22 protein-coding genes are annotated in these 25200 nt (G+C 56.6%); 13 read left to right on the top strand and 9 right to left on the bottom strand.

All coding sequences use genetic code 11. The features are described from left to right. Nucleotides 1-45: 45 nt before the first annotated feature. From G439_RS0108120 to G439_RS0108110, 3 genes are all read right to left on the bottom strand, one after another. Nucleotides 46-768, bottom strand: a complete 723-nt coding sequence (locus G439_RS0108120) for a nitroreductase (RefSeq protein WP_022868685.1) — start codon at nt 766-768, stop codon at nt 46-48. Between the two features lie 135 nt (nt 769-903). Then, nucleotides 904-1488: a DJ-1 family glyoxalase III gene (locus G439_RS0108115; RefSeq protein WP_022868684.1), complete on the bottom strand. Its 585-nt coding sequence runs from the start codon at nt 1486-1488 to the stop codon at nt 904-906. 28 nt (nt 1489-1516) lie between these two features. Next, nucleotides 1517-5005, bottom strand: a complete 3489-nt coding sequence (locus G439_RS0108110) for an ABC transporter ATP-binding protein/permease (protein WP_022868683.1) — start codon at nt 5003-5005, stop codon at nt 1517-1519. Nucleotides 5006-5226: 221 nt separating this feature from the next. On the opposite strand from G439_RS0108110, the gene G439_RS0108105 reads away from it, so the two are divergent. Further along, nucleotides 5227-5796, top strand: coding sequence for a GNAT family N-acetyltransferase (locus tag G439_RS0108105; protein WP_022868682.1), 570 nt, complete (start codon nt 5227-5229; stop codon nt 5794-5796). A gap of 61 nt (nt 5797-5857) precedes the next feature. Here G439_RS0108105 and G439_RS0108100 read toward each other — a convergent pair whose 3' ends face one another. Next, nucleotides 5858-9538, bottom strand: coding sequence for an MMPL family transporter (locus G439_RS0108100; protein WP_022868681.1), 3681 nt, complete (start codon nt 9536-9538; stop codon nt 5858-5860). 153 nt (nt 9539-9691) lie between these two features. Here G439_RS0108100 and G439_RS0108095 point away from each other — a divergent pair, with 153 nt between their 5' ends. Continuing rightward, entirely contained in the window at nt 9692-10225 is a 534-nt protein-coding gene (locus G439_RS0108095) for a methylated-DNA--[protein]-cysteine S-methyltransferase (protein WP_022868680.1), read from the top strand. 37 nt (nt 10226-10262) lie between these two features. On the opposite strand, the gene G439_RS0108090 is transcribed toward G439_RS0108095, so the two are convergent. Continuing rightward, nucleotides 10263-10721: a MerR family transcriptional regulator gene (locus G439_RS0108090; RefSeq protein WP_026459535.1), complete on the bottom strand. Its 459-nt coding sequence runs from the start codon at nt 10719-10721 to the stop codon at nt 10263-10265. A 109-nt stretch (nt 10722-10830) separates the two neighbouring features. Here G439_RS0108090 and G439_RS0108085 point away from each other — a divergent pair, with 109 nt between their 5' ends. Both G439_RS0108085 and G439_RS0108080 read left to right on the top strand, forming a co-directional pair. Beyond that, entirely contained in the window at nt 10831-11817 is a 987-nt protein-coding gene (locus G439_RS0108085; RefSeq protein ID WP_022868678.1) for an alpha/beta hydrolase, read from the top strand. 48 nt (nt 11818-11865) lie between these two features. Then, on the top strand, nt 11866-12459 hold the full coding sequence (locus tag G439_RS0108080) for a DapH/DapD/GlmU-related protein (protein WP_022868677.1): 594 nt from the start codon (nt 11866-11868) through the stop codon (nt 12457-12459). A gap of 83 nt (nt 12460-12542) precedes the next feature. Here G439_RS0108080 and G439_RS0108075 read toward each other — a convergent pair whose 3' ends face one another. Continuing rightward, complete coding sequence (locus G439_RS0108075) at nt 12543-12920, bottom strand: MmcQ/YjbR family DNA-binding protein (protein ID WP_026459533.1); 378 nt, start codon at nt 12918-12920, stop codon at nt 12543-12545. Between the two features lie 91 nt (nt 12921-13011). Here G439_RS0108075 and G439_RS0108070 point away from each other — a divergent pair, with 91 nt between their 5' ends. Further along, nucleotides 13012-14337 (top strand): replication-associated recombination protein A, encoded by a 1326-nt coding sequence (locus G439_RS0108070; protein WP_022868675.1) that lies wholly within the window; start codon nt 13012-13014, stop codon nt 14335-14337. 60 nt (nt 14338-14397) lie between these two features. Here the strand turns inward: G439_RS0108070 and guaA (G439_RS11640) are convergent, their stop codons facing one another. Then, nucleotides 14398-15381 carry a glutamine-hydrolyzing GMP synthase gene (guaA, locus tag G439_RS11640; RefSeq protein WP_022868674.1) on the bottom strand — a complete coding sequence of 328 codons (984 nt, stop codon included), beginning with the start codon at nt 15379-15381 and terminating at the stop codon, nt 14398-14400. A 1359-nt stretch (nt 15382-16740) separates the two neighbouring features. On the opposite strand from guaA (G439_RS11640), the gene G439_RS0108060 reads away from it, so the two are divergent. From G439_RS0108060 to G439_RS12630, 6 genes are all read left to right on the top strand, one after another. After that, complete coding sequence (locus tag G439_RS0108060; protein WP_022868673.1) at nt 16741-17682, top strand: aldo/keto reductase; 942 nt, start codon at nt 16741-16743, stop codon at nt 17680-17682. A gap of 271 nt (nt 17683-17953) precedes the next feature. Then, on the top strand, nt 17954-18412 hold the full coding sequence (locus G439_RS0108055; RefSeq protein ID WP_022868672.1) for a MerR family transcriptional regulator: 459 nt from the start codon (nt 17954-17956) through the stop codon (nt 18410-18412). Nucleotides 18413-18420: 8 nt separating this feature from the next. After that, nucleotides 18421-19185 (top strand): carboxymuconolactone decarboxylase family protein, encoded by a 765-nt coding sequence (locus G439_RS0108050; RefSeq protein ID WP_022868671.1) that lies wholly within the window; start codon nt 18421-18423, stop codon nt 19183-19185. A gap of 38 nt (nt 19186-19223) precedes the next feature. Continuing rightward, complete coding sequence (locus tag G439_RS11635; protein WP_083940837.1) at nt 19224-19937, top strand: flavodoxin; 714 nt, start codon at nt 19224-19226, stop codon at nt 19935-19937. Nucleotides 19938-20012: 75 nt separating this feature from the next. Continuing rightward, the gene (locus G439_RS0108040) at nt 20013-20345 is read left to right on the top strand and encodes a putative quinol monooxygenase (protein ID WP_207382274.1); all 333 of its coding nucleotides are present in this window, start codon (nt 20013-20015) and stop codon (nt 20343-20345) included. Between the two features lie 69 nt (nt 20346-20414). Beyond that, complete coding sequence (locus G439_RS12630; RefSeq protein WP_022868668.1) at nt 20415-20555, top strand: hypothetical protein; 141 nt, start codon at nt 20415-20417, stop codon at nt 20553-20555. A 149-nt stretch (nt 20556-20704) separates the two neighbouring features. Here the strand turns inward: G439_RS12630 and guaA (G439_RS0108030) are convergent, their stop codons facing one another. Then, nucleotides 20705-22276, bottom strand: a complete 1572-nt coding sequence (gene guaA, locus G439_RS0108030) for a glutamine-hydrolyzing GMP synthase (RefSeq protein WP_022868667.1) — start codon at nt 22274-22276, stop codon at nt 20705-20707. 121 nt (nt 22277-22397) lie between these two features. Here guaA (G439_RS0108030) and G439_RS0108025 point away from each other — a divergent pair, with 121 nt between their 5' ends. Continuing rightward, complete coding sequence (locus G439_RS0108025; RefSeq protein WP_022868666.1) at nt 22398-23771, top strand: hypothetical protein; 1374 nt, start codon at nt 22398-22400, stop codon at nt 23769-23771. A gap of 35 nt (nt 23772-23806) precedes the next feature. On the opposite strand, the gene G439_RS0108020 is transcribed toward G439_RS0108025, so the two are convergent. After that, nucleotides 23807-24406, bottom strand: coding sequence for a biotin transporter BioY (locus G439_RS0108020; RefSeq protein WP_022868665.1), 600 nt, complete (start codon nt 24404-24406; stop codon nt 23807-23809). Between the two features lie 74 nt (nt 24407-24480). Between G439_RS0108020 and G439_RS0108015 the strand changes: the two genes are divergently transcribed. Further along, nucleotides 24481-25134, top strand: a complete 654-nt coding sequence (locus G439_RS0108015) for a TetR family transcriptional regulator (protein ID WP_243442569.1) — start codon at nt 24481-24483, stop codon at nt 25132-25134. Nucleotides 25135-25200: the final 66 nt, after the last annotated feature.

The raw sequence follows: 25200 nt of genomic DNA, 5'->3' as shown, positions 1-25200 counted from the left end.
ACTCACCAGCTTGTTGGTTCCACTTGCATGCGAGCGGGTATAGCTTCAGTGGGTTTTTGCAGGCACCAGGTTGATCGGCCGGCGTTCGGCCCGGAAGTCATTGACTGGCGCGTCGGATGCGTAGCCGAGGGCGAATCCGGTGATGAGTTTGTAATCCTCGGGGATTTCAAACTCGGCATCTACGGGACCTCGCCAGGTGGCAAGGATTCCAATAGGACATGAGTCAACGCCGTTGGCTTTGGCAGACAGGAACAGCGTTTGAAGCATAAGCCCGGCGTCCTGCGCAGCAAAGGGCATGAGACCACTATGGATGAAGACAAAGCCGATCACTGGGGCTCCGAAAGCTTCACAGTTCCTGCGGCTGGCTTGATCGCGTGCCTCACGGTCTTCGCGCCCGATATTCATGTGTCGGTAGAGGCTCTTGCCGACTTGGACGCTGTGAACGCGCAGGTCTGGCGGGTAGGGTGCCCAGACTTTGTAGTCGCCGTCGGGGACGTTGCCCGAAAGCACCATTTTTGTTTTGGCTCCGCGCTGTCCGTGCTGAACATCGAGGGTCTTATTGAACTCGGCAACGTAAGCGGCGCGTAGACGCTCGGCCTGTTCGCCTTGCGCTAAGGCAATCATGTAGGGGCGAGTGTTCGACCAGGAAGGAGCTTGGGCAGCATCGGCGAGGATGCGGTCCAAAATTTCTTGGGGCACAGGAGTGGCTTGGAAGTCACGCACAGAGTGGCGCGAGGCCGCGAGTGCGGAAAAGTCTTGAGGATTCACGTCTCTACCCTAACCCCGCCTCGTCTTCCTTTCCGCTCGTGTCTTATCCCCACTCCCTTCCCCCGAGGGACGCACAAAAGTTCCACGAGGGACGCACAAAAGTTCCGCGAAGGACGCACAAAATGCACCCCTCGCTCAGCCTTGATACACAATGCCCTTCTTGACAGCCTCAACCGCGTCCTCGCCGAGCAAAACTCGGACAATCTGCAAGCCCAGGTCAATCGCGGTTCCCATGCCGCGGCTCGTGATGATGTGCCCGTCAACAACAATAGCGTCCTCACATGACGTGGCACCGCCCTCATCAATAGCATCCATGAACCCAGGATTCGCCGTAGCCCGACGCCCCTGTAAAACTCCGACCTCGGCAAGAATTGAGGGCGCCGCACAAATCGCAGCAAGCCACTGCCCCGAGGCTCCTCGGCGCTCGACCTCGGAAACAACAGCAGGGCAGGCTTTGAGGTTCGGCGTCCCAGGGATTCCTCCGGGCAGGAACACCAGCTCATAGTCAGACAGCTGAACATTACTCAGTAGCTCGTCACAGGTGAAAGAAATGAGATGCGAGGACGTCACCTGCAGCGACTCCCCCACCGCCAACATATCGGCGCGGATCCCAGCGCGGAACAAAATATCGACGACGGCAAGGGCTTCAACTTCTTCCAGGCCATCGGCAATCAGAACAGCAACACGACGATCGGTGGCAAGCTTTGCAGGCGTAGGCATAACTGGTTCCTCCCATTAGACAGCGACGTCACTCTGACCGTAGCGCTTCCACCGGATCTTCGCGCGCCGCTTTACGAGCCGGCAAAAGACCCGCCACCAAAGTCAGCAGCACAGAGATCAAAATGAGCACCATCGCGGCGCTGACAGGTAGTTGGGCGATATTGTCCACGCCGAGTGTCTGGGACACAATGACGTTGGCTATCACGCACAGCATCAAAGTGATCCCCACTCCCATAATTCCTGCGAGCAAGCCCTCGATCACAGTTTCAGCATTGAAAACATGACTGATGTCTTTCTTCGAAGCCCCAATTGATCGCAAAACGCCGATCTCTTTCTTGCGTTCGAGCACCGAAATGTAGGTGATGATCGCAATCATGATGGAGGACACCACCAGGGAGATCGACACGAATGCGATGAGCATCCACGAAATAATGTCGATAATGCGCGTCACAGAGGACATGAGCATGCCGACCATGTCTGTGTATGTAATCGCCTGCGCGTTCTGGCCGGCAGCGATTTTCGCCTGTGAATAGTCGTCGAGGATCTTCTTCACTTGGTCTTTATCTTCAAAAGACGTGGGATAGATGCTGATGTCATTGGGTTCATTCAGGTCGCCCCACCCCAGCTTGGCCAAGTTCGATTCGTAGGAGCTGACGGTCGTGCGCATCATCGTTGACATGAGGGCAGCGAGGTCGTCTTCATCCATGTTCACTTGGAAGGCGTCAGCAAAAGCTTTCTGGTCAAAGCTCATTGCATTGGCCATGGACTGCGCAAAACCTGCCATTGCCGTTTCGATTTGGCTGGTCAACTGTGTTTGGACGGCCTGCATGATGCCCGACATGGCTGACGTCATCGCCGACGTCATATAGGTCGAGATCATGTCGCTCACACCCGAAGACAACGCCGAGCCCAGCTGGGCGGCAATCTGGGTTCCGATGCTGGTGGCCAGACGTTGGCCCACTGTCTGAGCGATCCCTTCGATCGCTGGATCTTCCCCAAGTGCTTGAGCCAAGTTTGCCGTCAGCTTCTCGGAATCGATCACTCGGTCAGACGAGGCGGTGTTTTGTAAGAGGGTTGAAACCTCCTGGGTCTGGAGATAATCAGTGACCAGTTGAGCCGCATCAACATCTGGTGTTCCGTCTCCGTCTGAATCAGAGTTGGTGGCTGCATAAGCGGCGTAACCGTCGGCAATTTGGGTTGCGACCCGTCCCAGTTCTTCACCAGCCGTATCTCCCACGGCGCCGTCAGCCAAGGCGGACTGAATGATGGTCACATAGTCGACCTGAGCAAGCTGCGGGTATATCTGCGACAAGTCCCCCAAGTTGACTTTTGACAGGTCAAAAGCGTCGGGATCAATAGCCTGTGACAAATCCATGCCGGACAAGTCCATGTCAGCCAAGTCCATCTGGAAATCACTCATATCCAGCGCCGAGGTATCCATACCCGACAAGTCCAAACCAGACAGGTCCATTTGCAAAGCATTCGGGTCAACCTGGAATGCAGCCTGAATTTTCGCTTCGTCAATGCTGAACAGCGAGGTCATGTCAAAGTCAGATTGGGCGCCTTCTTTAGCTTCTTGAGCTAACTGGTCAAAGGTTTTCCCTGTGAAGACGTCCCTTTGTGGTTGATCGAGCTGTTCCTTGACGATTTGGGAAGACTGGGCTTCTTGGATCATCTGTTCGGTGAGCTCGGGCGTGTACAAGATGCCCTGGCGAAGAGTGGTGACGTCATCATCTGTGGCTTTGACGATCCCCGTGATGCGCAGGTTTTGGCCGTGAGCGATCTTGTCTTTGATGAAGGCCAGGTCGTTAGATTTATCAGTCCACACCTTGTAGGTGTCGTCGTAGACATACTTCTCTGCTGGGTTGATCCGTTTGTAGGTGATGCCAAGGATGTCATCGTAGGTGTAGCTGTCGTTCCTACTACGACTAGACGTCGCTGCGTTATCCGCGTCGGCGGTGCTACCCGATTGGGCTGACTGAGAGGCATCTAGCTGAGAGCCACCGGGGCGTGTGCCCATCTGCCCCGAGTAGTAGTCCTCCATCATTTTGTCGAGTTCGGCGTGGTCGCGTAGTCCCAGGGCGTATTCGAACAGGTCTTGCATTGATCCGTTTGAATCAAGGACGAGGACGAGTTCGTCTGCATCGTCGGGCCACTGCCCTGCTACGACTTCGTACTTATTTTCGTAGAGGGACTTTGACGCTGGGAGTTGCCCGAAGGCCTCTGTCGAGACGAAGCCTCGAAATGCCCCCGATCCGTAGGCGGAGGACAGCGTGGCGAAGGCCTGTTCTGGACTGACCTGGACGACGCCTTTTGTGGTGTCTTCGAGGTAGATCTGAGGGGTGACGTTATAAGAGTATTCGATTGTTTCGACGTAGTCGTTGATCTTGCCACCATTAGCGTCGAAGAATGATTTGAGGGTCTTCAGGTCGTTGGTTTTGGCCGAGTTCATTGTTTCGGTGAAGCCTTTACTAACCTTGACTCGAGCTTTTGTTTGCGTGCCGCTGTCGGTGGATGTTTCGCCGCTTTGTTCACTGTCGTCTTGGTCTTGGCTGGCTGGGCCAGCGAGCATCCCTTCCATGTCCATGGCCGTTTTCTGGATGGTTAGCGGGTAGGAGGTCAGTGCTTCTTCTTCCGTGCGCGCAATGTAGTCGTTGGCTCCATTGGCGAGGGCGAGAATGGCTGCGATCCCAATAATGCCAATGGATCCAGCGAAAGACGTCATGACGGTTCGTCCTTTTTTCGTCATGAGGTTATTGGCAGACAGCGATAGCGCCGTCAACAGGGACATTGAGGTTTTCCTGGGAGCTTTGGCCTGACGGATAGTTTCGGTGCCCGGAATGAAGGGCGCTGAGTCGGCAACAATTTGCCCGTCGGCAAGTTCGACGATGCGAGTGGCATATTGGCGAGCCAGCTCAGGGTTGTGCGTGACCATAATGACGAGGCGGTCTTTGGCGACGTCTCGTAGCAGGTCCATGACTTGCACGGAGGTTTTGGAATCGAGGGCGCCGGTTGGTTCGTCTGCGAGCAGGATCTCTGGGTCGTTGACGAGGGCGCGCGCGATGGCTACTCGCTGCATCTGACCGCCCGACATTTGGGAAGGACGCTTGTAGATGTGGTCGCTGAGTCCGACTTCTTTGAGGGCGTCGAGGGCGCGTGCGCGTCGTTCTTTGCGAGAGACTCCCGACAGTGTCAGGGCCAGTTCGACGTTGGCGAGGACGCTTTGGTGCGGGATGAGGTTGTAGGACTGGAAGACGAAGCCAATGCGGTTATTGCGGTAGGAGTCCCAGTCGCGGTCCCGATAGTCTTTCGTTGAGATTCCATCGATGACGAGGTCGCCGCTATCGAAGTGGTCGAGCCCGCCGACGATGTTCAGCATGGTGGTTTTTCCTGAGCCGGATTGGCCAAGGATTGCAACGAATTCGTTGTCTCTAAAGGCGACGGAAATGTTGTCGAGGGCGACCTGCGTTAAAGAAGCGGTGGTGTATGCCTTCGTAATGTTGCGCAGCTCAAGCATGAAGCACCCTTCGATTTTTCAGGTTCCTGAATCGTGCCGTCAAAAACCCTACCCCACTGCCCTGAAAGGACCCTGATCAAGATCGTGTGACTCTTCCCCTCCCCCGCGAGGGACGCACAAAACTCCCGCGAAGGACGCACAAAAGTTCCCCGAGGGACGTCCATAAGCATCACTAGTGCCCCAACCAGGCACTCAACCGCGGCTATGTTTATCCTCTACCCATGACCACGCCTGCTTCGCCCTCGCTCATTTGTCGGCCTGTCCCAAGCTTTGGTTCGACGAGTCAGCAAGTCCGCGACCTGTATAAGCGAGCTTTTCCGCCCTCGGAACAAGTGCCCTTGCCTCTCTTACGCTTGAACGCACTGCGCCCCTCGTGCGACTTCCTCGCCTGGTTCGATCCGGCTGAACCAGACAAAGTTGCAGGATTGACCTACTCCATGGCAACCGACAACCTGGCCTATCTGGCATTCCTAGCCGTTGATGACACTAGGCGTTCACGCGGCTACGGGTCCCGCATCCTCGACGCCTTCGGCGAACGCTATGACGACCACACTCAAGTCCTTGAAATCGAGCCAGTCGAAGAAGGCTTTGACAACTACGAACAACGTGTTCGCCGCCTAGCGTTTTACAAACGCAATGGTTTCCAAGAGACGAACCTTGAAAGCCACGAAGCCAAAGAACGCTACTGCGTACTCACTCGCAACGGTCAGGCGAGCCAAGACCAGTTGCAACGCGCCCTCGACCGTTTCGGCCTGTGGATCGTACGTTCACAGGTCGTCACCGTTGACTGATTCACCGAAATAGCCAGCGCATCCATACCGGCTCCGATGTGCTCACTGACACGCAGACCGCCTAATGCCGCCCTCGTAGCCTCCCCTTGCCTGCCACCGCAGAGTCAAAGGCAGCCAACAGCCCCGGCAAGATCACGATGATCAGCAACGTTGCTGCCAATGCGCCAATGGAAATCGTCCGGCAAATCTGAGCAATGGTGGGGTTCTCGAAAAGATACCCCAAGATGCCGGTCACGAAAATCATGATGGAACCCGACGTCAAGATCGTGTGGATTGACCCGTCGTACGAGGCCGACAACGCGTGCGCAATCCCCATGGTCTTGCGGCTTCGCCGGTAGTACGTCGTCAATACGATGCCATAGTCGATCGTGGCCCCCATAAGGATGCACTGGACCATGAGCTGCGCGAGGTAGTAGTTGTCATAGCCCTGCAAGCCAATGGTTGTCACAGTTATGAACACACCGCATTGAACCAAGAGCACGAGCAGAAGCGGCACCGACAACGACCGGAAGGTCAGGGCAACGACAATGAAGATCGCCAACGCCGTCAAAAGAGTGATCATCAGGTTTTCGGACCCGAAAGATTCACTCATCTCGTAGGTCATGATGGAGTTACCAACGAGGTAGCAATCGCCGCCAAAGTCTGACCGACAACGCTTGAAGAGCATGTCAACGAACTGGCTGGTCTCGGGCGATTCGGCTTCGAAGATGGTGGTGATGACCAGTCGGGACCATTGCGGGCCAACAAGCTGCTCAAGCCCCTCGTTGATCTGGGTTTCAGCTTGAGCGATTGTGTCGCGCGTCCCCTCGTCAATCAGGCCGTCGAAACGCGGATCAGCCAACACGTCAGACTGCAGGTGATCGAAGAGTTCATCAAGAGAGAGCGTCCAGGATGGATCGGCCTCGGTCATCACTGCGCGTAGCAGGTAGAGCAGTTCAACCGTCTGCGCATCGACGCTACGTTCAAGGCCGGAAAAAAGCCCTGCCATTTCCGCGGAAGGAAGGGACTTACCCCCAACGACTGCGTCAACCAATGCACGAATGCCCCGCAACTGGTTAGCTTCGCTGGCACTAAAAGCCTTCGCACGATCAGGATTGGTCAAAAGCTCATCGACGATGAAACCAAGGAAGTTTTGGACGTTCATTCCCCAGGATGTGGTGTCACCGTGACGCGAGATGTGGAGAAGATAGAGCTGTCGAGCTTGATCTGCGTCTGTTCCAAGCAATCCAGCCAGTTCTGATGGTGTCAGTTGCGTGGAAGCAATGGATGTGTCGATGATGGCGGCCAGGCTTTGCAGCTGGTCTGCCTGATCAGCAATTCGATCACCGAAAGTATCTTGCTGGTCGAGCAGGAAGTGGATGAACTCGTGCGGGCTGGCACTCCAGGATTCCGCATCTTCTTCCATTGCTCCGTAGGCGTAAAGCAGTCCAAGCTGCGCGGGATCCATACCGGTCAGCCCTGCCATTTGCACAGGAGTCATCTGCGTTTCGCTCACCGTCAGATCCATGATTTTCTTGGCCTCTTTGAGGCGGGCAGCTTCGGCAGATGGGATGGCTGCGGCGGCTGGCGAACTGGGGTCGGCGAGGACGGAGTCAACCAGGAACGTGGTGAAGTCGTGAACGGACATGGTGGTCACCGATGCCGGATCACGTCCTTCACTCATGGCTTTGAGAGCGAAGATTTGGCCAACGAGGGCGGGGTCCATGGACTGCGCAGAAGCTAGAGCTTGTGCGTTCAGTGGCGTAGTGAGGCGCGTTTTTTCGGTCAGTGGGGCTAGCTGGTCGAGAGCTTGAACTTGTTCAGCGTTGATCTGTTCGAAGAATTCAGGATTTGTTGCGACATCGTTTCGTACGAGGGAGACGAAGGTGGGTAGTGTCATCGTCTCGCCGGCGTAGTTTCCTTGGATCGCTTCACGGTACATGAGGACGTACGCCGCATCCTGCGGGTCCATTCTCATCAACTCGGCGAGGTCGTAAACATCTGCTTGCCTCGTCATTTGGGCAGCATCGGTGTAGGTGGATAGTTGCCGGAGCTGGCGCAGCGATGCCCTGTCGAACATTTGGCCGTATTCGGGATCGCGGGCGACCTCACCGGTGACGAAGGATACGAAGCCTGGCAAACTCATTGTGCCAGGGTCGGCGACTCCATGAGCAATGTAGTAAGCCAGCAGGATCTGTGTGGCTTCATCCTGTCCAAGGCCAAGAAATTGTGCGAGCTCGGTGGCGTTTTTTCGGGCCGTCAGCTCGGTGGGGTTAGTAAATTTCTTGAGCTTTTCAATCTGACTGAAGTTGCTCTTGTCAAAGGACCGCGACAGAGTCCTATTCTTAGCAACGTCATCGGTCAAGAAGGAGACGAATGCCGGTACCGTCATCGACTCGACTCCAGCACCGTCATGAGCGAAGTAGTAGACGAGGCCGAGGGTGGTTGCGTCGAATTGCCCGCGCGCGCCCATGGTGTCGAGCATGTCGGTCATTTCGCTTATGGTGCGTTGGCGCCCGAGCGTCGACGGATAGGACGCTACGGCCCTGACTTCGTCCTCGTCCTCGATGTCGTCAGCTAATTTTGCGGCGCTGTCGTGTGCGTCATTTTTGTAGAGGAAGACCATCTCATTTTCGACGGGAAAAACTTCGGCGACCGGGTCTTCTTTGGCCAGCGTATAGACGACGGGTGTTTGGCTGGACAGAATGTAGGAGCCGACGAAAAGGACAGCAAAGATTGCGGTGAGTGGCCAACGGAAGCGGTATTCGAATCCGGCAAGTTTCTTGAGATTGGGTTCGAAGAAAGGCTTGGTTGTCCTGTCGATGAGTTTGTCGCTCCACAAGATGAGCGCGGGTAGAACTGTGAAGACGCAAATCATCGAGATGAAGACGCCTTTGGCAAGTGCGATACCCAGGTCTGCGCCGATAGTCATCGACATGAAGCACAGCATGAGCAGTCCGACGACAGTAGTCACCGATGCTGATGAGATCGCTGAGAAGGAGTGGCGCAGCGCTTTCTTCATAGCGTTGGCGCGCCCCTGAACCGCCGCTTTTTCTTGCCGGTAGCGGTTCATCAAAATAATCGAGTAGTCCATCGACAGGACTAATTGCAGGATTGCACCGATGGTGAAGGTGACTTCCGCGATTGAGCCTCGGAAAATGTTGGTTCCAAGGTTGAGTAACACGGCCATGCCGATGGCGGCTAGGAAAAGTATGGGTTCGAGCCACGAAGCACACATGACAAAGAGGATGATGACGCCCATGCCGATGGCGGCAATGAGGATCCATGTAGGTAGCTCGCTGGCTGGAGATGGGTTGTCATTGCGCATGACCATGTTGTCGTCGCCGTAACGATCGTGGATCGCTTGCTCAATGGCAAGCTCTTGTGGCGAGTCGTAGTCATACTCGGTATTGACGATGTAAAGAGTGTGCTCACCGGAGTGAAACTGAGGAGCGCCCGCCTCCCATTCAACCTGGCTCACTCCTGGGATTTCGGCAAGTTCGTCGTGGATGTCTTGTTCTTCGTCCTCGTCGAGGCCGGTGAACATGACGCGAACGGTTCGCGGTTGAATGTCGTTGGGCCACTGCTGGTCCATCAGGTCGAGGCCACGCCGCATCTGGGAATCTGAGGGTAAGAATTCTGCTTGGTCAGTGATAACACCGACGCGAGGAATGAAAATGCTGGCGACAATTGTCAGGAACGCCATGACGGAGACGACGAGGCCGCGCCTGTCGACGATGAATCCGGCAATCTTATCCAGCACTGCTCTTCCTCGATGGAGACTGATCGGTTATATAAGGTTACCGGCTGGTCGGTGCCGCGCCATGGGTATAGCGTGTTTGAGACGGCTCATGAAACGTTATTGAAATGTGGACTCGCTTTGCCCTAGCGCGTCAGAAATGGAGGTATTGCCGGTATGCCCATTGTTCGTACGTTTTATCCTGATTCCCCTCTGGGCCCATTGACCTTGGCTGGTGATGAGGACGCGCTGGTGGGCTGCTGGTTCAACGATCAAAAGCACTTCGGCTCTGGCCTCGTGAACGAATCCACGCCAACGCAGAGCCTGACTGTTTTCAACGAGGCCGCGGCTTGGCTTGACGATTATTTTTCAGGTGGGACCCCCTCCCCCAACGATTTGCCCTTATCTCCGGTAGGCACAGACTTCCAGCAGTTAGTTTGGGCCGAACTCAAGAAAATCCCCGTTGGAGAGACGACAACCTATGGACAATTGGGCGCCAGGGTTGCAGCGAAGCTGGGGACGCCTCGCATGTCGGCACAGGCTGTTGGAGGCGCGGTAGGGCGCAATCCTCTATCGATCATCGTTCCTTGCCACCGGGTGGTTTCCTCTTCGGGGGCGCTGACTGGATATTCGGGTGGAATCGACCGCAAAAGGTGGCTACTCGATCACGAGAGCATCCACTCCTCTAGAGAAGCAGTGTCCAGCTGTTAGTTGCAGAGTCATTGCGGTCAGGCGCGCGGCCGGGCAGTTAACTGGTCGTGGTGGACGGCGCTAATCGGCTCGCCTCGTATAGTGCTTTAACGTCTTTCGGAAGGTCAGTCGGCGTCATGGTTGCTAGCCGTTCTTCGTTACCGTCCTTGAGGGCTTGGTCGTAGTACCAGCATTTGTATTCGAGGGTCGCCAAGGTTGCTTGTAGTTGAGCAATCTCCTTGCGGACGAGGTCGCGCCTGGCCTCAAAGAGCGCTTTGCGCTGCTGATAGGTGGCGGGTCCTTGCTGGCACCATCTCATAAATTCTTTGATCTCTTTGATTTGGACCCCGGAGGATTTGAGGCACTCGATGACTCGCAACGCATCGAGGTTTTCTTCAGAAAAGCGTCTGTTTCCAGCTCTGCGTTCCAGGCTTGGGAAGAGTCCTTCTTTGTCGTAGTAGCGCAGCGTGGACACCGGCAGGTTGAACATTTCGGATACTTCGCCGATGGAATACATAGAGCCCCCATTTCCCCTTGACCTGAAGTTAGCTTGAGGTACTAGACCTGAGACTACATGACCGCAAACGACCTCGAAAATTGCGGTCTCGACCATCAGGAGAATCTCAATGTTCACTCCCGAACAACTCAACCTCACATCCGAATGGGACAAAACCTTCCCGAAGAGCGACCTGGTTTCCCATTCAAAAATCACCTTCGTCAATCGCTATGGCATTACCTTGGCAGCCGACCTCTACGTACCTCAAGACGCCAATACCAAACTGCCTGGCATCGCTATTTCCGGCCCCTTCGGAGCTGTCAAAGAGCAAAGCTCAGGCCTATACGCCCAGCGCCTAGCCGAAGCAGGATTCGTCACGCTCGCATTCGACCCGTCTTATACAGGCGAATCGGGTGGACAGCCTCGTTTCACGGCTTCTCCTGACATCAACACCGAAGATTTTCTTGCCGCAGTCGACTGGCTTTCCAACTCCGACCTCGTCAATCCCCAACAGATCGGCATTCTGGGAATCTGCGGTTTTGGTGGAATGGCAATCAACGCGGCCGCCCTCGACCCTCGAATCAAAGCCACCGTCGCCTCAACCATGTACGACCTTAGCCGATCAGCCAGGGAAGGATATTTCGCCAGCACCGACTCTAAGGAGGAGCGCGACAAGCTTCGACAGATTTGGGCCACTCAACGCACAGCAGACTTCGCGGCCGGCCAATACGCGCGCGCAGGCGGCGTTGTTGATCCACTTCCCGAGGACGCACCCTTCTTCGTCAAGGATTACTACGACTATTACAAGACTGAGCGCGGATACCACGAACGCTCCGGCAATTCGAATGAGGGCTGGACGGTTGTTGGAACAATGTCTCTGATGAATCAGCCGCTGCTATCAATGGCCAGCGAGATCGACACCCCCGTGTTGTTGATCCACGGCTCTGACGCTCACTCGCTCTACTTCAGCGAGGGCGCATACGAATTGCTCACGGGCGACAATAAGGAATTAATGATCATTCCGGGAGCCACCCACACCGACCTCTACGACGGCGGCGGCAAAGACGCGATTCCTTTTGCGAAACTTGAATCATTCTTCGCTGAGAACCTCAAGTAGATTCACGCCAATTGCTCAGCGACTCGAAAGACCCCTAAGGAGCACAGCATGTACGAAGACAGCAGCGAGCTCACCCCTGATCAAATCAGCGAACTCCTGGAATACTTGAATTCTGGTCGCGAGGTTGAAGCAGGCTCTAGGATTCAACAGCTCGTGACAGCTGCTTCTGAACGCGCTATGCGCCTTACCTCACGCATGAACGCTCAGTTCCTCAGTCTTTCTGATACTCGCGCCCAACTTGAGCGCCTCTTCATGCGACCGGTCCCTGCGGACGTGGGACTGTTCCCACCTTTCACCACGGACTGCGGACTCAATACTCATCTGGGTAACGGGGTGTTCATCAATGCTGGCTGTAGATTCCAAGACCAAGGCGGCATTTTCATTGGAGACAGGACGCTAATCGGCCACAACTGCGTCATCGCCACCCTCAATCACCAGTTGGAACCGGCTCGGCGCGCAAATTTATTGCCGGCACCAGTGCGAATCGGCGAGGGCGCGTGGCTGGGAGCCAACGTCACTGTTCTTCCCGGGGTGACTATTGGCGAGGGCGCGGTTGTGGCAGCAGGAGCGGTTGTTACCAAAGATGTTGCAGCTAGGACGGTTGTTGGCGGAGTGCCAGCTAAAGTCTTGAAGACCCTGTGACTGGCGGAATTACGCATGATTTTCCGCTTTGCCATCGATGAACGGTTGCGCTGGAGCATGAGCCACAGAAACGTTTGAGTGTTCTAGCTGCCGAAAGTGTCGGGATTGACTGGTCGCGCCCTTCGGGGCAGACCCTCAACGACAAGCAGATAGGACTCAGCGATGAGGTCATCAAGGAGTTCAGGGTCCACTGTTCCATTGGGGGTGATGGTGATCCAGTGTTTCTTGTTCATGTGATAGCCCGGGTTAATGTCTGCGTAGGCGTCGCACAATTGGCGCCCGTCTGATGGCCGCGCTTTGACTGTGATCATCGCCGGCCCCTTGACCTCGGTGCACAGCATGAAGACCTTGCCGCCGACCTTCCAGACATCCCAGTCTTCCCCGAAGGGCTGGGACAGAGTCGAGGTGGGTAATTCCTGGGCGCGCTGGGCCGCTCGATCCAGCAGTTCCTTGCCGTTCATCAGAACTCCCGACACCAAAAATAGAAAATCGAACAAGTGTTCTATATTGTAGTGTTTGAGTCGCCGCGCCGCCACCAGTTAAGAGGTTCTCATGAACTCTCAAGATTCGCTTTTCGAAACCATTTCTGACCCCAACCGCCCACTTGCCGATCGGATGCGCCCTCGTCGATTAGAGGAAGTCGTCGGCCAAAGCCACCTCATTGGCGAGGGGAAAGTTCTTCGGCGGATGATCGAGGCTGATCACACTCCTTCGATGGTGTTCTGGGGACCACCTGGGGTCGGGAAGACCACTCTGGCCCGGGTTATCGCCGAGCAGACCAGCGCTCACTTCATTAACTTTTCAGCGGTCAATAGCGGCATCAAGGAAATCCGCGAAATCATGCGGCGCGCAGACGTGTCAGCACAGGTTGGCACTCGGACGATCCTCTTCATTGACGAGATTCACCGATTCAACAAGGCCCAGCAGGACGCTTTCTTACCCTTCGTTGAAAAGGACGCCATCACGCTGATCGGTGCCACCACAGAGAATCCGTCTTTTGAGGTCAATGGTGCGCTTCTATCTCGCTGCAAGATATTCGTTCTCAAAGAATTGTCTCTGGACGAAATCGTCGCTCTTTTGACCCGGGCCTTGCATGATCCCCGCGGATTTGGCGATCAAGAGGTATTGATTGAAGAGGAACTGCTTGAAGCGATTGCGGTCTTTTCCAACGGGGACGCACGTTCAGCCCTGACGACACTTGAGATGGTGGTCCTTAACGCTAACAGCGAAGGGAACATCATCACCGTCACTGAGAAGATCGTCAGTCAATGCACGTCTCAAAGGTCTTTACTCTACGACAAGGACGGGGAAGAACACTTCAACATTATTTCGGCTCTGCATAAGTCCATGCGCAATTCTGACCCCGATGCCGCCGTGTACTGGCTGACCAGAATGTTGGAGTCCGGTGAAGACCCTCTTTACGTGGCCAGGCGGATCACCCGTTTTGCGTCCGAGAATATTGGCTTGGCGGACACGAATGCCCTAAATGTTGCGATCAACGCGTTCCAAGCCTGCCATTTCCTTGGGATGCCCGAATGTTCAGTTCACTTATCACAAGCGGTGATTTATCTGTCTTTGGCTCCCAAGTCGAATTCCTCTTACATCGCTTATGAGCGCGCGAAGAAAGATGCGTTGCATTCCAGGGCTGAACCCGTTCCCCTGGTGATACGCAACGCTCCGACTCGCCTCATGAAGGAGCTCGGTTACGGCCAGGGATATCGCTTGGCTCATTACGAGGACGACAAGGTTGCCACAGACATGCAGTGTCTGCCTGATTCTCTGGTGGACGCCGAGTATTACTCCCCCACCCTTGAAGGTCACGAGTCACGGATGTCCGAGCGTCTCAACCAGGTCAAGGCTCTGCGCAATAAGTCTTAAAAACCGTGGGGTTCGGACACGACAGCGTCCGAACCCCACCGTTAAAAGGTCTGGGCTACTTCACTCCCACTCAATGGTGCCAATCGGCTTAGGAGTCAGGTCGTAGGCGACGCGGCACACCCCGGGCACTTCGTCGAGGACGCGCGCGGTGATCTTCTTCATCAGCGGCCATTCCAGTTCCGGAACCTCAGCTGTCATGGCGTCAACCGTGTTGACGCAGCGGATGATGACCGGCCAGTCGAAGGCACGCTTGCCATCACGCACACCGGTGGCACGCACGTCGGGAACCACGCAGAAGTACTGCCAAATGTCCAAGCCCGCGGCCTCGATCTCTTCACGAACGATGGCGTCGGCCTCGCGCAGAGCTTCCAGGCGGTCACGAGTGATTGCGCCCAGGCAACGGACCCCAAGTCCGGGACCGGGGAAGGGCTGGCGGTCCACCATTGACGCGGGCAAGCCCAGTTGCTTGCCGACGACGCGGACCTCGTCTTTGTAGAGCAGCTTGACGGGCTCAACCAGTTCAAACTGGAGATCCTCGGGGAGTCCGCCAACGTTGTGGTGAGCCTTGACTCCCTCTTCGGATTCGAGGATGTCCGGGTAGATCGTGCCCTGGCCGAGGAAACCAATACCTTCAAGCTTGGCGGCCTCTTCAGCAAAGACGTTGACGAACTCGTTGCCGATGATCTTGCGTTTCGTTTCGGGTTCTTCAACGCCGTCAAGCAGCGCGAGGAAGCGGTCAGAGGCTTCAACATAGACGAGGTTGGCATCCATGCCCTTTTCAAAGACCTCCACGACTTCCTCGGATTCACCCTTGCGCATCAGGCCGTGGTTGACGTGAACGTTGGTCAGCTGCTTGCCGATTGCTTTGATGAGTAGCGCGGCGACTACGGATGAGTCCACGCCGCCCGATAGGGCGAGTAGAACCTTGCCGTCACCGACCTGGGCGCGCACGGCTTGGACGGCCTCGTCAATAAAAGCGTCAGCCAGTTCGGGGGTGGTGATGCGCTCCATGTCGTCGGGGCGCTTATTCGAGGTGAAATCCACGAGAGTCTCCTAGATCGTTGATCGGCTCTACCCTTCACTCTACTGCCCGCAGATCATGCACGTCAGCCCTTGTCCAACACCTTGCTGGCAAGGAATATGGGGATGTGATGTCTGAGGCTGCCGCCCAGCCAATCAGCGCGCGTCACTGGGTCTGATCAGGCGGAGTTGCTGGCCATAGCCCCCCTGCGCCGCCCTCGTAGAGCGCACGACTTACTATGTCAGCTGCCATCAACGAGGACGAACACCTCTGACGCACCACTTAGTCCTCAACCGGAAGCTAGAACAAGCTGAGATCGGGCCATACGCCCTTGCCCACATCCTTCTGGAATCTGACGGAAGCGGAGGTTTATCCCTCAGTCCAAGCACCATGAGTCGGTCACTGCCATCAGGTCGTTCGTCAACAGCTCTAAATCCGAGTCGCTCGTAGAGACACAGCGCAGGGTATATTCCACAAACCCTCGGCGATAACAATCGCTTCATGAAGAAAAATCATCAGACAGCGTGTATTTGCTTTGTTTAATACGTCTAACTCGATAGTTCTTCTGAAGACTCCCGCCCTCTTCCCTACGTATTTTCGCGACTAATCTCGAACGATCCAGATACCAGATCTTGCGCTTCCTTGCCGTGAGGGCACACCGTCTTCCTTGAGTTCCGCAAGTCTGGAGATATTTCCTTACGCGTTCCTCCTGAAGAATTCGACCGCGCTGTAATAGCGGACCCGGGGGTTGCTTGATATCGGTCTCAATGGGCGGTCATGCGAGGATAGGTCTGCATTTCGACCACAGCAACGTGTGCTACAATCTTCCACCCCCGTTGCCATCTGAAAAAGGATGTCAGAATTCAAAACCGCCTCGTGGACGAGACTATCCGTTATCGTGCGGTGGTGCTCAGTCTGCTGTCTACAGCAGTAGGGGCCAGCTCGTCGATCTACATGCAGAGAGAATCTATATTATGTCGCTGCGTTCGAACGGCGGTTCGTCTGCCATGGCACTCCCGAGCTGCGCCTACAGTGTTCAAACCCCTCATCCAAAACGTCGCCTCGAGCTGTCAAAGAAAGATCAGCGCAACGCAATAGGCAAATGAACTAGGAACGCACTCCCACTCAATAGTTCCCAGTTTTCCAGCTCATGCTCCCTCACCCATCTGATGCCACACGATCAGGCAGTGAACGCTTCAACCTACGAAAACAGTTGGTAGCCAGTTCCAAGAAAACGCGAAGTCTCTACCGGTTCCAAAAACGTATTTTGCAAATCTCCAAAATGATCAAGACTATCTCTTGACTTAAACCATGGTTTAAGTCCCACAATGCATCCAACGACGTCGCAAACAAGTGCATAACATAATCCAAAGGACCTTGTCATGGACAACATCAAACTTCCCAAGATCGCACTGGGCGCGTGGGCCTGGGGCAATGACGGCACGTTCGGAAGCAGCGTCGACCCGACCGAACTCAAGCCCGTCTTTGACGCGGCAATGTCCGCAGGGCTCAACCTATGGGACACGGCCTACGCCTACGGAATGGGGGCCTCCGAGAAAGTGCTCGCAGCCTTCCTGAAGGGCCTTCCTCGCGAAAGTTACCTCGTGTCAGACAAACTTACGCCGCAGTGCGTGGACACCTCGGCACCAGATCCCGTGTCCGCGATGCATAGCATGCAGCTTGACCTCATGGACCTCGACCGCTTCGACGTCTACTGGGTGCACAACACCTCCGAGGCACCCAAATGGACGCATGCGCTCGCTGAGTTCTTCGAGGGCTGCGACATCGCACCCATGATCGGCGTGTCCAACCACAACCTGGCCGAAATCAAAGAGGCCGACGCGATACTTCGTGAGCACGGGCTCAAGCTCGGGGCCGTGCAGAACCACCTGAGCCTCATCAATCGCAGCTCCATCGACTCGGGCATCCTGGAGTGGTGCAAGGCCAACGACGTCGTGTTCTTCTCGTACATGGTGCTCGAGCAGGGTGCTCTGTCTGGTAAATACGACACCGCACGCCCCATGCCCGAGGGGTCGGCGCGCGCGGCAATGTACAATCCCGTACTCGACAAGCTTGAGGTGCTCAATGCCAAGCTCACCGAGGTCGCCGAGGCGCACGACGTGGGACTCGCGCAGGTGCCGGTGGCGTGGGCCATCGCGAAGGGCACCCTTCCTATCGTGGGAGTCACGAAGGAGTTCCACGTTGTCGACGCTGCTGCTGCGGCCGCTGTCCAGCTCACCGGAATCGAAATCGCCGAGCTCGAGGAACTTGCGGACTCACTTGGTATAAACGCGATCCGCTTCTGGGAAAAGGAGATGAAATAACGAAGAAAAAGCATCGGCATGACGCTCGCACCATCCCTCTCATCCGTCATCCTGGTGGTGCCATGGTGAATGGCATTGACGAGCTGGAGACGTTCGACAACTTTATCTGCAAGGCTCTCTTTGGTATATGCCGACGAGGCCGTGGTTAACGAAAAAGCAAGATCAATTTCCACGTATTGAAGCCGGGCAGAACTCCTCGGTATAGGCGGCCGAACATACGAATTGGTGGACATAGGCGAAAGGTTGACGTCCTGATTGAAGGGTCATAGCTATGGACAAGATGTACACGATAGGCGACGCCGCGGTAGAGCTAGGAATGCCGGCTTCGACCATACGCTTCTACGAGAAAAACGGACTCATCCCCAACCAGAAGCGATCAAACGACGGGCGTCGTCTGTTCAACGAGGACGATCTGGAGTGGATGCGCTTCGTGGAACGCCTGAAGGTGTCGGGCATGCCCATCAAGGAGATCCGCAAGTATATAAAGCTCTATATCGAGGGCGACTCGACCATCGAGGAGCGTCGGCGCATCGTCTACAAGCGGCACGCCGCCATTGACGCGCAGCTCAAGGATCTGAAATTGGCACGCGACTTCATCGAGTACAAGTGCTGGTTCTACGACGTGGCTGCAGAGTCGGGCACATGCGACACGCCGCGCAATATGCCCCTAGAGGAGCTTCCCGACAGCATCAGGCGAATCAAGGCGAAGTGCAGGATCAACAGGTATTAAGAGGAGCAATGACAGAGAGAATCGTTCAGACGGCAGGGCGCGATGCCCTGGGACAGTTCGCCCCGGAATTCGCGCATTTCAACGACGACGTACTATTCGGCGAGAACTGGAACAACGCAGACATAGACATCAAGACGCGCTGCATCGTTACGGTGGTGGCGCTCACGGCGTCCGGAGTCACCGACAACTCGTTGGTATATCACTTGCAGAATGCTAAAGCCCGCGGGGTGACCCGTGCCGAGATCGCAGCAGTGGTGACGCACGTTGCATTCTACGCTGGGTGGCCGAAGGCGTGGGCAGTATTCAATCTGGCCAAGAGCGTCTGGGAAGGGACAGACGATGTGGATACGTCGGCAGACTCCAAGGCAGCCTACGAGGCCTCCCTCTTCTTCCCCATAGGCGAGCCGAACCCTTACGGACAGTATTTCACAGGCCGAAGCTACCTCGCGCCGATCTCAACCGAGCAAGTGTCTCTATTTAATGTGACTTTCGAACCCGGGTGCCGCAATTTCTGGCATATTCATCATGCGACAAGCGGCGGCGGACAGATCCTCGTCTGCGTCGGCGGCCGCGGACACTACCAGGAGCGCGACGGAAAGACAGTGGATATGTCGCCAGGGACGGTGGTGAACATCCCCGCGAATGTGGAGCATTGGCACGGTGCGGCGAAGGACTCGTGGTTCTCCCATCTAGCGATAGAGGTCGAAGGAAAGGATGCCTCGACCGAATGGCTCGAACCCGTTTCCGACGAAGAATACGGCAAACTGGCTTAACTCCCTAAGAAGCAGGCAGTGGTGAAAGGTAGCAGAGGATGGACGCGGAAGAGATGACTAATACCAGGAAAAGTTTCGTTTCTGCGTCGAGGGCGACGAGCGGTGATCTTGCGCTCTTTGGATGTTCGTGCAACAAAGGACAACACGCAACGGAAGCCAAACATTCGGAAGCAGGAAACATGGCATCCGCTTGGCCTGCCTCCCCTTCGCATCCGTCGAATTCGCCTACGACGGTGCCCGAAGGATTCAAAAACGCTTCCAGTAAAATCGATACGGGCAAGGTACTGGTGGCATGCTTTTCGGCGACGGGTAACACGCAGGCCGTTGCCGAAGTATTGGCGGCGCACTTGGAGGCGGATTATTTCGGGATAGAGCCCGTGGACCGCTATACCGCTAAGGGACTGGATTACGGCGATGAGACTAGCAGGGCGACAGCCGAGCAGAGCGATGTGTCGGCGCGGCCTGCACTGGCCGTTATCCCGGACCTTTCCCCATACGACATTGTCGTGTTGGGGCACCCCATTTGGTGGGGCAAGGCACCGCGCCTGATGTGCACGTTTCTAGAAAGCGTCGATGTGTCGGGCAAGAGGCTCGCCGAGTTCTGCACCTCGGAAAGCAGCGGCGTCGAGGGGGCAGCAGATGAACTCAAGGAAATTAGCGCTGATGCTAAGTGGATCGGTGTGAAGCGATTCGCAGTCGGAGCTTCGGATGGCGAGGTCGCTGCATGGGCGGACTCGCTAAGAATTCGATAGTCCACGATTCGCAAACAAAGCTTAAGGAGTGGGCGGAAAACAGCCGGTAAGATGGCATTTCGAAAAAACGAGGACATGATGACACTGACTATCAACATACGCCACACGGGCGCGCCTGGCGCTGCGATCGCCTTCGCGCGCGAGATGGAGTCCGGCGGCGTAGCCGACGCCGTTCGTGCCGAGGAGGGCAACTTGCGCTATGAGTATTTCCAGGCGCTGGCCGACCCCGATATAGTTCTACTCGTTGACCAGTGGGCCGACCAGGATGCGCTCGACGCGCACCATGCATCGCCGATGATGACGCGAATAGCGAAGCTCCGCGACAAGTATGACCTGCACATGAACGTTGAGCGGTTCACCAATGCAGATGGCGGAAACGCGGACGACAATACATTCGTGAGGAAATAGCAACTGTCCCCGCGAAACCCGATCAAGGATGGACGAAATGAACATTCTCGTCTTGCAGGGAATCCCAACGTGAACTGCTCGACAGAGTTTCTCGCCGCCGGATTCGGCTCCCTCGAGGTTGATGTTGCGACACTCTCGTTGCTATGGGCATTCCGTGCGCATGGTCGAGCTTCCCCCCAGAAGACCTACGCGCTCGGCAAGTTCATCTAAGCGTACTTAAGGCAAAAGCAGCGAGGCCCCGCCTTCCTCCACTAACAAAAAATCTCTTAGAAAAGTTTATACAGACTTTAAGAATCCCCTGCCGAGCGTAGCTAGGTAGGGGAGTTTAGTATGTTTAGCTGGGGAGAAATCCGTTCCCATTACTCCCACTCAATCGTGGCCGGCGGCTTACTCGTCACATCCAAGACCACGCGGTTCACCTCGGGCACCGAATTCGTGATGCGGTTGGAAATACGAGCCAGTACGTCGTACGGCAGGCGCGTCCAGTCCGCCGTCATCGCGTCCTCGGAAGACACTGGCCGCAGCACCACGGGATGTCCGTAGGTACGCCCGTCGCCCTGCACGCCCACAGAACGAACATCAGCCAACAGCACCACAGGGCACTGCCAGATCTCCAAGTCCAGCCCAGCAGCAGTGAGTTCTTCACGCACAATCAGGTCGGCAGCGCGCAGAATATCGAGGCGCTCACGCGTCACTTCACCCACCACTCGAATGCCCAGACCCGGCCCGGGGAACGGCTGACGATTGACCAAATAGTCCGGCAAGCCCAGTTCGCGGCCCACAGCCCGGACCTCATCCTTGAACAGGGCGCGCAAAGGCTCAACAAGCTCGAAACTCATATCCTCGGGCAGGCCGCCCACATTGTGGTGGCTCTTAATGTTGGCGGCGCCCTCGCCTCCACCCGACTCGACAACGTCGGGGTACAAAGTGCCCTGGACTAAGAACTTCACTTCCCCACCCTCGGCGCCCACAGCTTCAATTACTTGCTTTTGGGCGGCTTCGAAACTGCGGATGAATTCGCGGCCAATGATCTTGCGCTTGGCTTCAGGCTCGGACACTCCGGCCAGCGCAGTCAGGAAGCGGTCGGTTTCGTCGCAGGTGATGACCTTGATTCCCATACCGCGCGCATAGTCATTCTCAACTTGCTCACGTTCACCGGCGCGCAGCAGACCATGGTCAATAAAGAAGCAGGTGAGCTGGTCGCCAACCGCCTTGTGTACCAGGGCCGCGGCCACAGATGAGTCCACGCCTCCCGACAGTGCGCAGATCACCTGGGCGTTGCCAACCTGGGCGCGAATCTTGGCGACCTGCTCATCGACGATGGAGCCGGTCGTCCACTTTGGCTCGATGCCCGCACCCTCGTAGAGGAAATTCTTGAGCGCATCCTGGCCATGCTTGGAGTGGGCGACCTCGGGGTGCCACTGCATCCCAAAGAGGCGGCGCGAACGGTCTTCAAACGCAGCAACAGGGGTTTGCGAGGTCGATGCTGTCACAGTGAAGCCGTCGGGGGCAGCCTGGACCGCGTCACCGTGGCTCATCCACACGACCTGGTCAGCGGGGGTGCCGTCGAAAAGGCAGGAGGCTCCGGCCACTGAAGCGTCGGTGTGTCCGTATTCGCGGGTGCCTGTGCGACCCACGGTTCCACCGAGCGCATTGGCCATGGTTTGGAAGCCGTAGCAGATGCCCAGGACCGGTACGCCGGCCTCGAAGACCGCAGGATCGATGGAGGGGGCGCCGTCCTCGTACACGGATGAGGGGCCGCCGGACAAGATGATGGCGGCCGGATCCTTGGCGAGCATGTCTGCCACGCTCATGGTGTGGGGGACGATCTCGGAGTACACGGAGGCCTCGCGCACGCGCCGGGCGATGAGCTGGGCGTACTGGGCACCGAAATCGACAACGAGGACGGGACGAAGTTCAGCAGTATTCACTCACCTAATTCTACGCGCTCCTTGGCTGTCCCCTAACCGCCAGGTGGGCGAAAAGACTTTGATTCCGGCCACGCCACTGCAACGTCGTCCACCGTTTACCCAACTGGGTGACAATGCGGCCATGAGCCCTCAGTCGCCCCCGACATCACCACCGTCTTTCGTCACAGAGTTCGGTTTGCATGGCGCCCACAAGCGTGCCCCCGATGGACGCAAACTCACTGTGCAAGAACGCGAATGTTTGCCGTTGCTCGACGACATTAACGAGGGCGTGCGCGAAGCGACCAATGCCGTTGCTCAGGTGGCGCGCACTGCTGACACGGCATGGGTGGTGGGCCAATTCCTTGATCCGATGCTGCTGTGTCGCCGCAAGAAAGTCGCTTTGCCAGACCGCGAAATTCTCTTGGCTGCGATTGCCAGGATCGAGGACGTGGCCGAGGGCGTTGGTCCTTCTTCAGCTGATGCGCGGCGCGAGCCTCGTAAGAAGCTCACAGTAGCTTTAGATGCGTGGACGGCTGCATTTGAGGATCGAGCTCAAGACCTTCGATGGAAGCAGGTTGAGGGCAGACCCGTGACTTTGGCGGGCTATCGGAAGTGGCGTGAATCTATGGCTGCATTTGATCTGCAGGTCATCCCAAGTATGCCAATGCCCAACCAATTTGCTCAGGCGCTCGAGCGCGTCATGGAGTGGGACGAAATCTTGGATCACCGCGGCCACTCGGGCGAACAGTTCTCGCTGCGAGAAGAGGTTGTGCGTCTGAACAATTGGCCGGGCGACCAGTGGTTCGAGGGCGACGACTACGCGCTGGCTCAAAAACGTTTCCATCGCAGGCTCAAGAAGTCACGGAAGTTGGCTGACGATCCGATTCGGGATCGCATTATGGAGCGCGCGTTGTTCTTGCGCGAAGGATTGCTACTGGATCCTGTGGATCCTTTGGAATGGTTCTTGGCGGTGTGCCGATTCCGTTGGGAGGCTCCCGCGGCTTTGGATGTGCGCCCCGAGCTGTTGTCGTGGAAGTTTGTAGATTGGATGAGACGCCTCGGCGAGGTTCCACGCCACAATGCATTGGTGAATGTGCCGCGTTCGATTCGCTATGCGAGGTCGCCTGTGCAGGTGCCCGATCAGCTTTTGCGTGCGGTCACTGGGCCTGACGTGATGATCGACTTAGACGAGGACGTGGTGACGGCTTTGCCGCCGGGGTGTCGAGTTCGGCGTTTGATCGTCTCTGCTGACGGCCCTTTGGGGCCGGATTGGACGGTGTACTGGGTTGAATCAGAGTGGGAGGATTCGCGCCCCATTTTGGATCTGGTCGAGTCCGAGAAGCTCCACCCTCAGGTGATTTTTGTGTCCGATGAGGAGCCTGAGGAGCTAGCTGAAAAGATCCGCCCGTTCTTGCATGTGGCTTTTGAGATTCCAACGAATAAGTTGACGGCTCATAGCCACATCCCTGGGGTTTGGCCCGCTTTCCCAGCCGAACGTCTAGACGCCGGCTTGTAGGGACTGGTTGCCGACGGGCCGCAAGGTCGGTTGTGTCAGCGTCGACCGATGAGGGCGTTGAGTGCGGGGAATACGCCAGCAGCCACTGCAATCTTGACGGCATCACCGATCAGGAATGGGACCAGACCTTTGGAAAGCCCTTCCGTCAGCGTCATTTCAGCAAAGGGAATCATCCAAGCCAGGCCGAATACGTAGACGCTTGCCGAGGCAACAAGGGCCGACCCTAGCATTGTGACAATATTGCGGTCGGCTCCTCGTTCAGCCAGGCGACCTGACACGGCTGCTACTGCGATGTAACCGACGATGTAGCCGAAGGATGCGAAAGCCCAGCCTTGGTTGTCTCCGGAGAAGACAGGGGCTCCGACCACGCCGAGCAGCAGGTATCCCAGTGCGGCTAGAGCACCGCGGCGCATCCCCAACGTGGTGCCAACGACGAGGGCGCCCAGGGTGGCCAGAGAAACCGGCACCGGCGTGAAGGGCAGCGGGACCACGATTTGGGCAAAGAGGGTGAGTACTGCCGTTCCGGCAGCGGTGAGGGCAATGTCGCGGGTGAGGGTTCCCCCGAAGCGGTCTGCCAGGACGCGGCCCTGCGTAGCGGTACGCGTGGTTGCTGCGGGGATTGCAAGGGAGCTCATTGGGTGGCCTTTCATCAACTCACAACTTATTCCTGAACAGTGTTCAGGTGAACGGTGTTCACTATAGTGGCATCGTGCCAAAAGTCCAGCCTGCAGCCGCCAAGCAAAATACCAAGCGCAATACCAAGGCAAGCCAGTCGAAAACTCAGGAGCGCCATAGTCGCGAATCCATCCTCGACGCCGCACTAGCATTGCTCGATGAGCGAGGCCTCCCCGACCTATCAATGCGCAGGCTTGCCACCGTCCTCGATGTCCAGCCATCGGCCCTGTATTGGCACTTCGCAGACAAACAAACGCTTCTCGCCGGCCTTGCTGAAAAGATCCTGACTGAAAACAACGCGCCTGCCCTTACACAGACATCCTCGTGGGAAGAGGCCATGCGGGCCAGCGCATCCACCATCCGCGAGCGCCTGTTGGCCCACCGCGACGGAGCCGAACTGGTTTCCAGTTCCGCCGCCCTGGGGCTGACCTCAATTCCCCTGGCCGCGATGCTTTTTGACCCGCTGACCCGAGCCGGCGCAGATGTTGAAACAGTCGATATTGCGGCCCGAACTCTGGGGCATTTCATCTTGGGTCACGCTTTCCACCAGCAACAGCACGAGTTAGCAGTCGCAGCCGGGGTGGGCGTCGCAGACCAAGCAGACCCTGACATCACATTTGCTGCCGCACTTGACGTCATCATCGCGGGCACTGCCGTACGTATCGCGACAACCCAGCAGGCTGAGTGAGCCAAGCCTAGTTAAGTGAGCCAGGAGAATACCCCGGTCGCCCCGACCCCTCACACGCCACGACTT

The organism is Schaalia vaccimaxillae DSM 15804 (assembly GCF_000420425.1).
Taxonomy (GTDB): Bacteria; Actinomycetota; Actinomycetes; order Actinomycetales; family Actinomycetaceae; genus Pauljensenia; species Pauljensenia vaccimaxillae.
Note: the sequence above shows the minus strand (reverse complement) of the source record. Positions and strands in the feature narration are given on the sequence as shown.